Raw genomic sequence first — 15558 nt, 5'->3', positions numbered from 1 at the left:
AATATTTCCACACCGAAAAGAAACCGCAATTTTTCCATAAAAAAAATACAATTATATAGACAAGCAAATATATAACGTTGTGAAAATACAGTATTAAAATACTATTTACCCTTAATTTGGTTGTTATTACAATTTTTATGTAAATCAAGAAAGGAGTGATTATCTTATATAAAAGTCCTATAAGAATTCAAGACATATGCCACTGTTTTTTCTCAAGATGTATTTTATAATTGAGGCTTGAACAACAAGATTTTTTTAGCACTATAAACAGCCTCTTCATTAAATTTTCGGAGGCGAAATTACTATGACTTTTAGAAAGAAGTTTGTTCCTGTACTATTAAGCGCAACTTTATTAACTTCCGGTCTTGGTGCGACTACTGCGTTTGCAGCGGAGCCAACTAAATCAATAGCACCAGTACATACGAAGGTATATAAAACATCTTTACAACAAGCCGCAACAAATAACAGCACTAGCCCTATTCAGTCAAATGCTTTAACAACTCAAAAAGCCACAAACGGGGAAGTTTCTACTCAAGGTGCTGTTTCATGGTCATATAAAGCATTCCGAGGTGCTTTACGTTCTGGTGGATGGTTACTATCAAAAGCATTGAAACCCTTTAATCCAAAGGCTGCTGCTTGGATCAGAAAGAAATCTGCTAAAATCGCAAAGGTAATGGATAAAGGGGAAAAGTGGACAGAAAAACAGTTTGTAACAGCTTTTATTAAAATGGGTGCACCTAAAGATGTTGCTAAAACTTTGGCAAAATTCATCATTACTCTTATTTAAATAAACAATAAGTGCTATTAGTTTTCTAATAGCGCTTTTTTATGGAGGGTATATATATTGTCTTTTTCTTATGTGATTTCATTGACTTTTTTAATACTTCTTTTAGTTTCTATCATATTTTATACTTTTTTAAGGAAAAAAAATGTTGTAGATGAACCCCCAGGTGCTATTGCTGCCGTTCTTCTTATTTTACTAATATGTTTTTCCCTTGGTTTCGTTATTGCTATTCCGACTTTCATGCTTTACCTAGTATCATTGGGAGTAAATTTTCTTTTCGGCGAATACATAACTTATGATTCATTTTTCTCTTTGGTGACCTTTTCTTTGTTAGTTAGCATCATCGTAATTTTTTGGTCATTTATAGTTTTATTTATAGGGAAAGGAATCATTTTTTTGTTGAAGGTCCCAAAATGGATAACTTATATTTTAGAATTTTTTGCTTCGTGGGCTCTTATTTACTTTTCAATTAAATATGTACTAAATATGGAGATAGTTGAAGTTTCTATATGGGGAAATGGTGTATTGATTTTATCTTTCTTTGTTAGCTTTTTATACATTGGTCTTGATATTATATCCTCTGCGCTTGATCAAAAAAATCAAAATATAGAAGAAGACCCCCCTATCTAGACAAGGGGGTTATTTATATATGGAATTCTAAATTTATCCAGTTAACATAAAGATGCGAATATAGATTACACGAGATATCTGATAGTTACTTAAAAGATCTAAAGGTGTAAAATGATGCACATAATAGTTATGCAACAACGTCTTATCTTTCCATTAGTTTTTGACTCAAGGACCTAATTTGACCAAATTGATTTTCGAACATCAAATCCCATATATTAAGACATTCATTTGCAATAGCTTTTATCTCAGGAATAGTTGAGTTAGAGGTTTCGTCATATAATCCAATGATTAATTTAGAAATTTCATCTTCTATCCCCCAAATCTCTTCAAACTTACCAACTTCGTTTCCAAGTAAGTGGTGACTCATTGAAAATATAATATCTTTGTAATCAACTATTGATTTTGATTTTTCTTCAAGATAATGAACAAATGCATGTACTATTCTACGGTTTAAACCAGAATTCATTATTTCAATCATAAAATCCTTATCTCTCTTTAAATCTATAAGATTATCATAAAATAACCTTGAAATCGGAATCTCCAAATCTAATTTACTTGCCTTAAATTTAAGCATTATATTCTTTGCTGATGAATTAAATTCATCTTTATTGAAATAATTAATTGTCATATGGAGAATTGCTTTTGCTTGTACTTCACTCATTTTATCAACATTATTCATTACTTGTGTAAATTCTTTTTTTAGAATAAACATCTCTGAAAGACAATGTCCACCCATTTCAACTAATCTTTCATCTTCAGATTTGTAGCATTTTTTAATAACTTCTAATACTTGTTCGCGATATTTCGGATATAGTAAAAAGAGCATATTTTTCGTGCCAAAGAAGCCCGCTAGCCTATAATCTTGCTCATATTGAATTAAAAATAATTTTGATGCCCAATCTCTTTCAATGTTATATGAAGGCCATAATGCAAATAAACTAGCAAATTTGACAGCCGCATTTTCATCTAATGTCAACTTTTCAATTGTATCTTTAAACTGTATAAACAAACTTCTTTCATTCCATAATAACTCTGCTATTGCTTGAGCAGCGTTACCTCTTACACAGTTTAATGCATTACTTTGTAACATCTCAAAGCTACGCATTTCTTTATCCTCATTATTAGTTACATTTACAACTCCTAATTCTGGGTTATTATGGTTGATCGCAATATCCTTTAGAGTATCCAAAATCTCATGAGACCAATTTACGTTTTTCCTGTTTCTAATGATTGAGCAAATGTCGTTCGCTCGATATGAGGTATAATCATATGGATAGGTCAAAATCATTTTTTCCAATAACTCTACCGGCACATTACTCAATGCCTTACTAGATGCAACGCCACTAAATAAGGATTCTACGTATGATTCCAGAACTTTCTCTTTATTTGAAAGAACTAGATTTATCATTCTTTCGGGTTCCTCAGAAACAGCATTGCTAAAGCTACTTGCAAACTCTTCAATAGAATTATGAATAAACCCTCCTGAAACTTCTTTCCACTGGGAATGATCTTTGTGAATAAGTTTTGTATTAGTTAAAATCTCTAGCCATCTTTTATTATTTAATTTTTTCCCTGTCACGGGTGAGCTTACCCACCCACTGTGCCCATTTGAATATTTATATAGTTTTGACCCTTCAGGAAATTTACGTCTTAAAATACTCAGCAAATTTTTTGCTTGAGTACTCAATCGATTATAGGGGAGAACCTCTAAAATTTCTTTTTGAAAATCTCCCCAAAAACTCCAATAAACTGTATGACCATTTTTTTCTTTATTATAATTAATTCTACGTCGATATATATCTTTAGCTTGTGGAGAAAGATACGTTAGAACTCTCTCTTCCAATAAATTAAAAATAACTTCACTGCAGTATCTCGTATGCTTTTCTAATATTTGTTTGGCAAGAATTAATTTATCACCATTTCCACTTGTATTATCGAATGCGTTACTGTTGAAATCACTGCATAAATAATTAATTACAACATCACTATAACTTCCTGACAATTTAGATAATCCATCCAATATAATTTCATTAAATATATCATTACCTTTCCCCATGAATTTTTTATAGTAATCAAAGAATTTTTCCGGTTGTTGAGAAATTATTGCTGCATTCGCTTTCTTTATAATTTGAATAGAAGCCCTTTCTAGACCTCTTTTATGAATATAAAATCCAGACCACTCACTATAAATAAAACTTGCGTCTTTATCTATTGGAACGAATGGTAATAATAAATTAAGAACCTCTTCTCCATTATTTATTAAAATTTCAGAGTCTTCATAAAGAAATGTTTCTTCGTAATAATAAATTTGTTTACCCCCGCTTTTAATTTTATTTTTCAATAAAAAAGCTAACAGCCGTATTGTTCTTAATTCACTATTTTTGAGCATCGACTTAAAATCAAGATAGTTATCAGCCATTCGCGGATATCGCTTATAAAATTTCATTCTTAATTCAAATAACTCATCCGTATCCTGATTTATATCGCGCAAAAAACATTTAGAGAATTTATTATCGTCTTCCTGTGAATTAAATGAATATTTTTCAATGAAGGTAATATCATCAGCTTCAAAATTAGGACTCATACTTACAAGCAAATTGATAACTATATCTTTCTTAGATGGGGTGTTAAACCATTTCTCTAAAATGCCACATTGTCTAAGCAACTTAATATAATTGGGCTTGGAAAATATAACATTATTAATAATATGATTACCGAATATTTCATTTTCGCAGTTATTCACAATAAAATTTTGTATATTTTCATCTATATTATCTATCTGGTTTAACACCTCGAAGAAAACAAATTTGACAAAATACCTGATTTGTTTTGCTTCAAACATTTTTTGTCCAACAGTAATAAAATCATGGCTATCAATTTCAAATAAATTTTGCATAAACATTTGCACTTGATATCTTTTACCAGGTGTTTGTTTATCTTTAGCCCCAATAATATCTACGATATCTTCACCATCATAATATCTATGAAGCATCTTATCTGCTAAAAAACAGTCTAATATAGACTGATGAGCGAATGAAACTTTTCTATCCTGAATTATTAAGAAAGCATTTGAAGATAAGAATTCTAAGGTTGATTTATTTTCGTTTAATATACTTAAAGGAATAAATATTCTACTAGACTTTTCTAAAAAAGTTACCATCTTATCTTTAATCTGAGTTAGATTGTCTTCTCTCAATCCAAACTCAAAACATTTTTCGGACAGCTGTCCCCACCATTCTGAGATCAAATGGCTTGCGGTAGAACATTCTGCATATACTTTGCCAGGGTCTAGCTGTTTCCAAATATATAAATTGCTTGGAATTCTTAGTATCTCTTTCAATTTACTTGTTAGTTGCTCATAACGCTTTCCAACAATACCCTCAACTAATTCCTCGTCCAACTCATTAACCTGAACCCTATCCCATTGAATAACGTCCTCTTTTGAATCATCTTTTTTAAATAATGCTCTAATATTATTATCGTTTTCCAAATCATGAGTTCGACACACAAAAACAACAGATATCTTGTTTTTTCTATCATTATTCAATGTCTCTACTTGATTAATACTCTGAGAGCATACTAATAAAGCATCTCTAGAATGAGCAAGAGTCCAGCGTAGGGCATCCAACTGATCCAAAATAATTACTGCCTTTTCATTTTTAGAAACACTGTGAATACAATGAGTGATTGATGCAGGTAATCCTAAATCTTCTCCCCACTTCTCGGCAGTCATACTGGGAACTCGTTTATCTAATTTAATTGCTAAATATGGTATCTCATTTTCTTCACAATAATTGATAACATCTTCTGTACATCCACTTTTCCCTCTTCCAGCCTTTCCATGTATTATTAAAGATTTCTCTGAATCTAATGCTTCTCTACATAAAGAAAATTCTTTTCTCTTTATAAGACTGTTGTCCAACGGAATAAAAGTTGATTTATATTCGCAATTCAACTCCTCTAGCCTAGGCTTGATTTGTTCATTAGACGAAAGGTGTTTATTCCCTCCTAACAAATAATCGGCCCTTAGCTCCTCAATTGTTCTTATAATTTCCCCTTCTGATTTACCAATTGACTCATCAACCATTGATACAATTGCCTTGTCTTTAATATCTAATAACGACTCTCGAAAATTTACTAGTATTTCAAATAACTCAGAGAAGTACTCTTCAAAATCACTCGGTTTCTTAATAGGTGTATGCTTAAATTCATCTTTTTTAATATTGACAAATTCGACCGCTTCTTGTGCTAGTTTCTTAAATATATCTTGGTAATCTTCCTTTGTAGTGTTATATGCATAAAATACTCTTTGTATTATTGTCTCAACAGTCTTGCTCTGTTGAAGAAACTCTATAAAATAGTTACTATCAACCTCAGTATTATCAAACTTACGATTAAATTCATTAACTGTATCTTCTATGTCTTTAATTAATCTCTTTTCACCTCGATTTGTTAAACCTTTTGACAAAAGATAACCCGCAAAATTTGGGGCTATCAAAGTTCCTGCTATATATGCTAAAATGCTCACTATTATTCCCCCCTAATCGACGACCATGATTTTTCTTATATTCCAATAACAAACCTTCTCATCATCCTTTTAATTACCAATTTTACATTTTATTCATATTTCTATTATATCAAAAAGTTAAAATAAATTTTCTGTGAATTGTCTGATTAAGTACCAGCAGTTACCGACAAAGAGTTTGAGGGCTCTTCAACTAAAACTTTGTTAATCCCCCTACTATAAAAAAAGAAGACAACACCCATACGGGTTAGTTGCCTTCTTTTAAAATAAGTTGCGCCACACATTCCACATGTGAGGTATGCGGAAACATATCCACAGGCTGCACTTCCTCTGTCACATACCCATCATCTTCAAGAATACGCAAATCACGAGCTAGCGTCCCCGGATTACAGGACACATACACAACTCGGTTTGGTTTCATCTTTAAAATGGTGTCAAGCAGTGCTTCATCACAGCCTTTTCTTGGCGGATCGACAACTAGCGTATCTGCTTTGATGCCTTCTTTGTACCAGCTTGGGATGACGGTTTCTGCTTCGCCGACCGCGAATTCGACGTTGTTGATTCCGTTTAAGTCAGCGTTGCGTTTTGCATCTTCAATTGCTTCTGGCACAATTTCCACGCCATAGACTCTGCCTGCTTTTTGTGCGAGAAATAAGGAGATCGTACCTATTCCGCAATACGCATCGATCACGGTTTCTTCGCCTTGCAGCTCTGCATATTCAAGCGCTTTGTCGTAAAGCACCTTTGTTTGAGCTGGATTCACTTGATAAAACGAGCGGGCTGAAATAGCAAATTTGATGTCGCCAATTGTGTCATAAATGTATTCTTCTCCCCATAAAACAGTCGTTTCGTCTCCGAAAATGACATTTGTTTTCTTCGAATTCACGTTTTGCACAATTGACCGAATGTGTGGGAAGCGTGCTATAATCTGGTCAATCACTTGCTGCTTTTGCGGAAAGTCAGCCGTTCTAGTGACAAACACAACCATCATTTCACCTGTTGCAATCCCGTAGCGAACCATCACATGACGCAGCCAGCCTTTGTGCCGCTCTTCGTTATATGCTTTGATGCCAAACGCATTGCATATGTCTTTTACTGCCTGTACCACTTCGTCATTTTCTGACTGCTGGATCAGACATTTTTCCATATCAATGATTTCATGGGTACGCTGCTGATAAAATCCTGCAACAAGTCCGCCTTCGCGTTCGCCAACTGGAACTTGTGCTTTGTTTCGGTAATTCCAAGGGTCTTCCATGCCGAGTACAGGATGAACTTTTACACGGCTCATATCAAGCTTGCCGATCCGCTCTAAAACGTCCTTTACTTGTTTCTGTTTAAATAGCAGCTGGCCTTCATAGCTCATATGCTGAATTTGACAGCCTCCGCACTGCTTATAAATGGGACATGGCGCATCTTGCCTGTGCTGACTTTCCTTTGTCAGCTCCATGAGTCGCCCAAAAGCAAATCCTTTTTTCACACGTGTGACCTTGATTTTCCCTTGTTCGTCTGGAAGGGCATTCGGTACAAAGACAGGGAATCCTTCAATTTTCGCTACACCTGCACCTTCGTGCGTTAAGTCTTCGAAGGTTACATTGTAGTATTCATTCTTTTCAACAGGCGGTTTCATTTTCACCAATTTTATCACCTCATTTGCAAAGAAAAACTTGGCGCCATAAGGAACCAAGTTCAATCTCTACCCTATTTTTTCAGCTGTTGCTTTTGGCACAATAAATTCTATATGACGATACAGGTTTTCAAATTCACCTGGCAGCATGCCGCCGAATTCGCCATCTAAATTTAATTGCATTTTATCTTTTACATCTACCTTCACGCGATTCGCTTTTGCGTAGATGACATTGTTATCATGAATATGCTCGCCTCGAAGTGCAAGGCTGACTACTCGAATGGCTTCTGCTAAATTGACCTTCTTTAAAATAATCAGGTCAAACATTCCATCATCTAAAATGGAATCTGGCGCTAGCTTTTCAAAGCCGCCTACTGAATTTGTGAGTGAAACAAGAAACAGCATGATTTCTCCATGAAACAACTTACCGTCATATTCAATTTCGACTTCTGTCGGGCGGATCGAAGGAAGCATCTCCATGCCTTTTAAATAATACGCAAGCTGTCCAAGCATTGTCTTCAGCTTACTAGGCACTTCATAAGTGAGCTCTGTTAACCGGCCGCCTCCTGCAATATTAATAAAATAATGTCCATTGACTTTACCGATATCAAGCGGCTTCGCTACACCTTCTATAATGGCATCTGTTGCTTTTAAAACACCTTCTCGTGGAATGCCAAGTGCTCTTGCGAAGTCATTTGTTGTTCCAACGGGAATAATTCCTAGTTTTGGTCTTTTTTCAAGCGGGGCTAGTCCGTTGACAACTTCATTGATCGTGCCGTCTCCACCTGCTGCTACAATTAAATCAAAGTCTCGCTGTGCGGCATTCTCAGCTGCTTGTGTCGCATCTCCTGCACATGTCGTTGCATGACAAGATGTTTCATAGCCAGCTTGTTCAAATTTTTGCAAAACCTGCGGCAAATTCTTCTTGAAGAGTTCACGCCCAGATGTCGGATTGTATATAATTCGAGCACGTTTCATTCATCATCATCCTATATTCATTATGCAATCTATTTTCACCACTAACAACCTTTAATTATACTATGAGATTTGAAAATGGCAACAGAACAACCACCTAATATTAGAAATCTCCTGCCACATTTCCCTCAGCAAGAAAGCATTCTGATAAGATAAAAGAAAACGCTGTAAAGGATGGTTTGCGATGAAAAAGCCTGTCTATTTTAATCATGATGGTGGTGTTGATGATCTCGTCTCATTATTTCTTCTCCTTCAAATGGAACACCTGAAAGTGATCGGGACGTCTGTCATACCTGCTGATTGTTATTTAGAGCCAGCTCTCAGTGCGTCTCAAAAAATTATCGATCGATTTAGCCCTTATGAAATTGAAGTCGCTGCTTCAAATTCTAGAGGCGTCAATCCTTTTCCGAAAGAGTGGCGCATGCATGCTTTTTATGTAGACGCCTTACCTCTTTTAAACGAGAAAGGCACTGTTGATACAAACGTATCCAAGCTTCCAGCACACCTTCATTTAATTGAAACCGTTAAAAAGGCAGCAGAACCTGTCACGCTGCTCTTTACAGGCCCGCTCACAGACCTTGCTCGGGCTTTAGAAGAGGATCCTTCCATCTCTAATAAAATTGAAAAATTGGTATGGATGGGCGGTACGTTTCTTGAAAAGGGAAATGTGGAGGAACCCGAGCATGATGGGACAGCAGAATGGAATGCATTTTGGGACCCTTATGCTGTCAGCACCGTCTTCAAGGAACGCTTTCCTATTGAGATAGTCGCACTTGAAAGCACGAATCAAGTGCCGCTTACACTTGATGTGCGTCAGCGCTGGGCTTCCCTTCGTTCTCACATTGGAATTGATTTTATTGGGCAGTGCTATGCCTTTTGTCCACCACTCATTCATCATGAAACGAATTCGACGTATTACTTATGGGACGTACTCACCACGATGACGCTTGCTTCTTCATCATTTACCCATTCAAAAGAAGTGAACGCAATCGTTTATACCGACACGCCAAAGCAAGGACGTACCGAAGAACATTCAGATGGAAAGTCAATACAAGTCATTGACCATGTCGATCGTGATGCCTTTTTCCATGCATTTGAAGAGCTCATGAGAAAAGCTGTTTGTCAGATTTCAACATAAAAAAAGCCCCGCCAATAAACGGGGCTTTCAAATGAGTGAGAAAGGGTTGAAATGATCTTTATTTCAGCCCTTTGGCTTCCTCTTATTCTTCTTCAGCGTACTTCTTCTTACGTCTGAACTTGCTTAAAATTTCATACACAATTGGGACGATGACCAATGTGAGAAGTGTAGAACTTGTTAAACCGCCAATGACGGTGACGCCAAGTCCTTTTGATACGATCTGGCTTCCGCCTTCAAATCCTAATGCGAGTGGCAGCAGTGCACCAATCGTTGCGAGTGCCGTCATTAAGATTGGACGTAATCTTATTGTTCCTGCTTCAAGTAAAGCTTCTCTTGTTGAAAGACCTTCTTTTTCTTTATGAATCACTCGGTCAATCAAGACGATCGCATTTGTTACAACAATTCCGATCAGCATGAGCAGTCCAATCATGGCGTTTAAGCTAATGGTTTCTTTTGCTAAAAACAATCCAACGAGCGCGCCAATAATTGTAAATGGAAGTGAGAATAGAATCGCAAATGGTGCAAGACCTCCGCCAAATGTGATGACGAGAACGAGGTACACAATGGCAATCGCTGCAAGCATTGCGAGACCAAGCTGTGTAAAGGATTCCTCAATATCCGCACTTACGCCGCCTGTGTCAATCGTTACGCCAGATTTCACATCAAGCTTGTCGACTTTCTTCTGAACATCCTGCGTTACACTTGAGACGTTGTCTGTTGTCATGTCACCAGACACTTCTGCGTAGATTTTCCCATCACGCTTTGTCACTGTATTTGCTGTCGTACCGTCTTTTACTTTTACGACATCACCAATTCGAACTTCTTGTCCTGTAGGTGTTGTGATTTTTTTATTTTCTACATCTTTTATGCTCTTATATTCGTCTTTTTCGGTTTGAAGCTTCACATCAAGTTCTTTGCCGTCTTCTGTGACTTTCGTTAGTGTTGTTTCACTATTTTGAGGGGCAATCACTTGAGCGATTTGTGAAGCAGTTAGACCTAGCTTCGCCAGTTTTTCTTGATCTGCATTAAACGTATATTCGTCGTATTTCTCAGATAAGCTTGTGCTGACATTTTTTAAATTTTTCTCATCTTTTAAGATGTTCTCGACATCTTTTACTGTGCCTTCAATATCGCTTACTTTGTCGCCGTAGACATAGTACGTTACGGTATTGCTTGCGCCAGCAGACGAGAAGTCTTGTGATTTCCATTCCCCTTTAGACGTTTTGTCTTGCAGGGCTTTCGTCACTTTATCTTTTTCTTTATCAAAGTTTGGCGTGTCATCGTCATATTGTACGAAGAATAACGCACCGTTAGAGTTGCCCCCTACACTTGCTGTCATAGGATTTGAAGAACCTAGTGAATATTGAACAGTATTGACATGGTCACGCTTGATCAAATATTCTTCTGCTTTTTTCGTTTCATCAATTGCTTGTTCTCTCGTTTGTCCCGGCTCAGGAGTATATGTCACCATCGCCGTCTTTTCTACTTCCTGTGGTAAGAAGCTGACACCGACAAGTGGTGCTAAGAATAAGCTTCCGACAAGCATAAGAATCGCAATTCCTGATGTAATCCATTTATGGTTCAGTGTCCAATTGAGTACACGTCTATAACCGCCGGCAAGCTTACTTGGTTTATGCTCTTTTACTTTTTTCGCTGTGCCATACAGGTTCTTTTTAAATAGACTGTGTGCCATCATTGGAACAATCGTAATAGCGACAAGCAGTGACGCCATTAAAGCAAACACAATGGTTAATGCAAATGGGATGAATAGTTCACCAATCATTCCGCCCACTAATGCTAACGGTAAGAATACTGCAATAGTCACAATCGTCGAAGACATTATCGGGATAAACATTTCTTTTGTGGCTTCTCTGACGAGTGTCTTGCCTTTTAACGGTTCATCCTTTAACGCCATTCGTCGATAGATATTTTCTATGACCACAATCGAGTCATCGACCACACGCCCAATGGCGACGGTCATGGCACCAAGTGTCATGATATTTAATGTGATATCCAGCTGATTTAATAATAAAACAGCAATCAACAAGGATAACGGAATGGAGATGACCGAAATTAATGTTGATTTGATATCTCGAAGGAACAACATAATGATAATGATCGCAAAGATTGCTCCGATGATCGCCTTGTTCAGCATTGTGCTGACAGATTCTTTAATCGGCTCTGCTTGATCATATGTCGTACTGACTTTGATTCCTTTATTGTCTTTTTTGAATTTCTCAAGCTCTTTCGTCACTTCTTCTGCCACACTCACAGTGTTGGCATCAGAACCTTTGACAATTTGCAGGCCGATGCTGTCTTTTCCATTCGTTCTAGAAATCGATTCTGCATCTTTTACTACTTTAATATCCGCAATTTCAGAAAGCTTGATCGTTGGCAGTTCTACAGATTGACTGCTTGCTGCACCTCCACCAGTTTGCTGCTGAGCTGCTGCCTGCTGCTCCGCACCTTGCGCACCTGGGTTTTCAGCGCCGCTAGATGGTGCTCCAGCTCCAGCGCTTCCCGCACCGCCGCTTGCACTTGGTGTGACAGGGATTCGCATGTTTTTCAAATCTTTGACGCTTAAAATATTGCCGTCCACGACAACTGATTTTTGCTTGTTACCAAACGTGTATAGACCTAATGGTACATTGACATCAGAGCCTTTGATCATGTTTTGAACGGTTTCTTCATCTAAACCGTATTCTTTCAATTTCTTTTGTTTAAAAGAAAATTCTACTTCTTTGATTTGCTGTCCTGAAGCTTCGACAGAAGAGACACCGTCTAATCCTTCAATGGAAGGAACAAGGTCGTCTTCTACTTTCTGTGTAAGGTCTTCTAATGATTCTTTATCACCAGAGACACTGATCGCTAAGATTGGAATTGCGTTAATGCTAAAGCGTGCGATTTTTGGTTTTTCTGCATTTTCCGGAAAATTGATATTGCTAATCGCATCTTCAATTTCCTTCTTTGCTTCATCCATGTCTTTCTTGTAGTCGTACTCGATTTGAATAGATGAGGCATTTTCAAATGAATTGGATGTGACAACATTGACTCCGTTGAGGTTTTGAATAGACTTCTCAATCGGGTCGGTCACCTTATCTGATACTTCGTCCGGCGTTGCGCCAGGATACGTTGTAGAAACCGTAATGACTGGAGTGTTGATATTCGGGATTGATTCTTGTTTCATATTCAATCCGGCATATAGACCAGCAACTGTTACGATAATCGTCATGAGCCATACAGCGAACTTATTCTTTAATACAAAATTGATGATCGAATTCATTATGTCCTCCATTTTCCTTTATGTATTGACTGACTGGTCATTCTATATCATAATAAACGGTGATATACAATGCCGTCAACCATTTCACTTGCGTTTGACGTAACATTCTAAAGCTGAAGGGGCCTTATTTCATGAACGAAAAAAAAGAAAAAATCATTAAAGCAAGCATCCAGTTGTTTGCGAAAAAGGGTTTTTCTTCTACGACCATTCAGGAAATTGCAGATGAGTGCGGAATATCAAAAGGCGCATTTTATTTACATTTCAAATCAAAAGAACAGCTTTTCAATCGCGCCTTTGAATATTATATCGACACGTCCATGCAAAGTATTGAAACGATTCGAAAAGAGAATCAGCATCTCGCGCCGAGAGAGATCTTCCAGAAGCAAATCGCTGAACAGTTTCAGCATTTTGCTGAGAACAAGGATTTTATCATTTTGATCCTCAGCGAGAACATTATTCCAGAAAACCAGCAAATTAAAAAGTATTCAAAAACTGTGAAAAAGCAAATGAATGAGGAAATCCAAATTTCCATCTTGACCACTTATGGACAGGAGATCGAACCATATATAACTGACCTGTCAGTCATGATTCAAGGAATCATCCAATCGTATGTGCAGGTGCTGCTTTTACAAGATCAGCTGCAATTATCATTTGATGAGCTCTCTTCCTTTATACTCGAACGGTTTGATGATTTGGTTCAAGGCATGCTTCGTTCTCAGACGAAACCGATCTTAAAGCCAACCATTTGGGACGATGAAGCGCCGAGTGCTGCTTCCCTTCAAGAGGAGCTTCGTTTGTTAAAGCTTGAGCATTTACTTTCTGATGATACCCTTGTATCCATTGAAGTCATTGAGGAAGAACTGGCGAAAGCTGAGCCTCGTAAGCCAGTCATTCAAGGGATGCTGACGAATTTAGAAAAGTGTGAGGACCCTGCTGTCATAAGAGTAGTCGAACAATTGAAGCTGTTTCTTTCATAACTTTACGCGCTGTTTTTCCGATTCGTTCACCTTTATCCCCCTTCGAATGTGCACTTTCGCTTACGCTTCATTATAAGAAAAGAATCCCCGAATTGATATACGGCGGTGGTCTGAATCTATGATAAGACCCTGTCAGTTCAAATAAAAAAACCGCCTCTTCTCATGAGGCGGTTTTTTGCTATTTAGCGTTTTTTGATTTCTTCTAGGAGAATCTTGTTGACCATCGGCGGGTTTGCTTGTCCCTTCGATGCTTTCATGATTTGTCCGACTAAGAAACCAATCGCGCGGTCTTTTCCATTTTTAAAGTCTTCGATGGATTGCGGGTTGTTATCAAGTGCTTCTGTGACAAGTTTGAGCAGGGCACCTTCGTCAGAAATTTGGACAAGTCCTTTTTCTTTGACGATTGTTTCTGCGTCTCCCCCATTTTCAATCAGCTCTTTGAATACCTTTTTGGCAATCTTAGAAGAAATCGTTCCTTTTTCGATGAGCTTAATCATGCCAGCCAGGCCTTGCGGCGTTAGCTTTGTATCTTCCAGCTCTTTTTGAGCTGAGTTTAAGTAGGCAGATACTTCACCCATCAGCCAGTTTGAAGCTTGCTTCGCTTCTGCACCTTCTGAAATGGTTGCTTCAAAGAAATCAGACATTTCTTTTGTCAGCGTCAGCACCATCGCATCATACGCAGGAAGCCCTAGATCATCGATGTAGCGTTTGCGGCGCTCATCTGGAAGCTCTGGGATCGATGCTCTTACGCGTTCTTTCCACTCGTCATCAATGTACAGCTCCACTAAATCTGGTTCTGGGAAGTAGCGGTAATCGTCAGAACCCTCTTTGACACGCATGAGGATCGTCTTTTTAGACGCTTCATCATAGCGGCGAGTTTCTTGTTCGATCAAGCCGCCAGAAAGCAATACTTGCTCTTGGCGTTTCTCTTCGAATTCAAGGCCTTTTTGGACGAAAGCAAATGAGTTCAAGTTCTTGAGCTCTGTTTTCGTTCCAAACTCTTCACGGCCGATCGGACGAAGTGAAATGTTGGCATCACAGCGAAGCGAGCCTTCTTCCATCTTACAGTCAGATACGCCTGTATATTGAATAATGGATTTTAGTTTTTCTAAGTAAGCATACGCTTCTTCTGGTGTGCGAATGTCTGGCTCAGATACGATTTCAACAAGCGGTGTGCCTTGACGGTTGAAATCGACAAGTGAATATCCGTCGCCTGTATGCGTCAGTTTACCTGCATCCTCTTCCAAATGGAGACGCGTAATACCGATTCGTTTCGTTTTGCCTTCTACTTCAATTTCAATCCAGCCGTTTTCACCGATCGGTTTATCAAATTGAGAAATTTGATACGCCTTTGGGTTATCAGGATAGAAGTAGTTTTTACGGTCAAATTTTGTATCTGTTGCGATCTCGCAGTTTAGCGCCATTGCTGCTTTCATTGCAAAGTTCACCGCTTCTTTGTTCAATACAGGCAGTACACCAGGATATCCAAGGTCGATGACACTTGTTTGCGTGTTGGCAGCTGCACCAAAAGGTGTCGGCGAACTGGAGAAAATTTTTGATTGTGTTTTTAGCTCAACGTGGACTTCAAGTCCAATTACCGTTTCAAAGTTCATTCTGATTCA

9 protein-coding genes are annotated in these 15558 nt (G+C 37.8%); 4 read left to right on the top strand and 5 right to left on the bottom strand.

Going from position 1 to position 15558, the window contains the following annotated elements; genetic code table 11:
* Positions 1-304 precede the first annotated feature (304 nt).
* Together SB660_RS11735 and SB660_RS11730 are read left to right on the top strand one after the other, a co-directional pair.
* The gene (locus SB660_RS11735; RefSeq protein ID WP_339165166.1) at positions 305-787 is read left to right on the top strand and encodes a hypothetical protein; all 483 of its coding nucleotides are present in this window, start codon (positions 305-307) and stop codon (positions 785-787) included.
* Positions 788-844: 57 nt separating this feature from the next.
* The gene (locus tag SB660_RS11730) at positions 845-1414 is read left to right on the top strand and encodes a hypothetical protein (protein WP_339165165.1); all 570 of its coding nucleotides are present in this window, start codon (positions 845-847) and stop codon (positions 1412-1414) included.
* A gap of 142 nt (positions 1415-1556) precedes the next feature.
* Here the strand turns inward: SB660_RS11730 and SB660_RS11725 are convergent, their stop codons facing one another.
* The 3 genes from SB660_RS11725 to SB660_RS11715 form a co-directional block, all read right to left on the bottom strand.
* Entirely contained in the window at positions 1557-5942 is a 4386-nt protein-coding gene (locus SB660_RS11725) for an NACHT domain-containing protein (protein WP_410582671.1), read from the bottom strand.
* Between the two features lie 244 nt (positions 5943-6186).
* Entirely contained in the window at positions 6187-7572 is a 1386-nt protein-coding gene (rlmD, locus tag SB660_RS11720; RefSeq protein WP_339165161.1) for a 23S rRNA (uracil(1939)-C(5))-methyltransferase RlmD, read from the bottom strand.
* Positions 7573-7632: 60 nt separating this feature from the next.
* A complete protein-coding gene (locus SB660_RS11715) occupies positions 7633-8541 on the bottom strand; it encodes a diacylglycerol kinase (RefSeq protein ID WP_058015492.1) in 909 nt (302 codons plus the stop codon).
* A 181-nt stretch (positions 8542-8722) separates the two neighbouring features.
* Here SB660_RS11715 and SB660_RS11710 point away from each other — a divergent pair, with 181 nt between their 5' ends.
* Complete coding sequence (locus SB660_RS11710) at positions 8723-9676, top strand: nucleoside hydrolase (RefSeq protein ID WP_339165159.1); 954 nt, start codon at positions 8723-8725, stop codon at positions 9674-9676.
* 82 nt (positions 9677-9758) lie between these two features.
* Here SB660_RS11710 and SB660_RS11705 read toward each other — a convergent pair whose 3' ends face one another.
* Positions 9759-12959, bottom strand: a complete 3201-nt coding sequence (locus SB660_RS11705; protein ID WP_339165157.1) for an efflux RND transporter permease subunit — start codon at positions 12957-12959, stop codon at positions 9759-9761.
* A gap of 131 nt (positions 12960-13090) precedes the next feature.
* Here SB660_RS11705 and SB660_RS11700 point away from each other — a divergent pair, with 131 nt between their 5' ends.
* Positions 13091-13936 (top strand): TetR/AcrR family transcriptional regulator, encoded by an 846-nt coding sequence (locus tag SB660_RS11700; RefSeq protein ID WP_058015495.1) that lies wholly within the window; start codon positions 13091-13093, stop codon positions 13934-13936.
* A 182-nt stretch (positions 13937-14118) separates the two neighbouring features.
* On the opposite strand, the gene gatB is transcribed toward SB660_RS11700, so the two are convergent.
* Positions 14119-15549 carry an Asp-tRNA(Asn)/Glu-tRNA(Gln) amidotransferase subunit GatB gene (gatB, locus tag SB660_RS11695; RefSeq protein ID WP_061407034.1) on the bottom strand — a complete coding sequence of 477 codons (1431 nt, stop codon included), beginning with the start codon at positions 15547-15549 and terminating at the stop codon, positions 14119-14121.
* Between the last annotated feature and the right edge of the window lie 9 nt (positions 15550-15558).

The sequence above is a fragment of the Bacillus sp. SIMBA_005 genome (assembly GCF_046535585.1).
GTDB lineage: Bacteria > Bacillota > Bacilli > Bacillales > Bacillaceae > Bacillus > Bacillus pumilus.
This window is presented reverse-complemented; position numbering and strand designations above follow the sequence as displayed.

Coding starts and splice junctions, on each gene's coding strand:
- SB660_RS11735 (WP_339165166.1), top strand. CDS start 305: ATGACTTTTAGAAAGAAGTTTGTTCCTGTACTATTAAGCGCAACTTTA.
- SB660_RS11715 (WP_058015492.1), bottom strand. CDS start 8,541: ATGAAACGTGCTCGAATTATATACAATCCGACATCTGGGCGTGAACTC.
- SB660_RS11710 (WP_339165159.1), top strand. CDS start 8,723: ATGAAAAAGCCTGTCTATTTTAATCATGATGGTGGTGTTGATGATCTC.
- SB660_RS11705 (WP_339165157.1), bottom strand. CDS start 12,959: ATGAATTCGATCATCAATTTTGTATTAAAGAATAAGTTCGCTGTATGG.
- SB660_RS11700 (WP_058015495.1), top strand. CDS start 13,091: ATGAACGAAAAAAAAGAAAAAATCATTAAAGCAAGCATCCAGTTGTTT.
- gatB (WP_061407034.1), bottom strand. CDS start 15,549: ATGAACTTTGAAACGGTAATTGGACTTGAAGTCCACGTTGAGCTAAAA.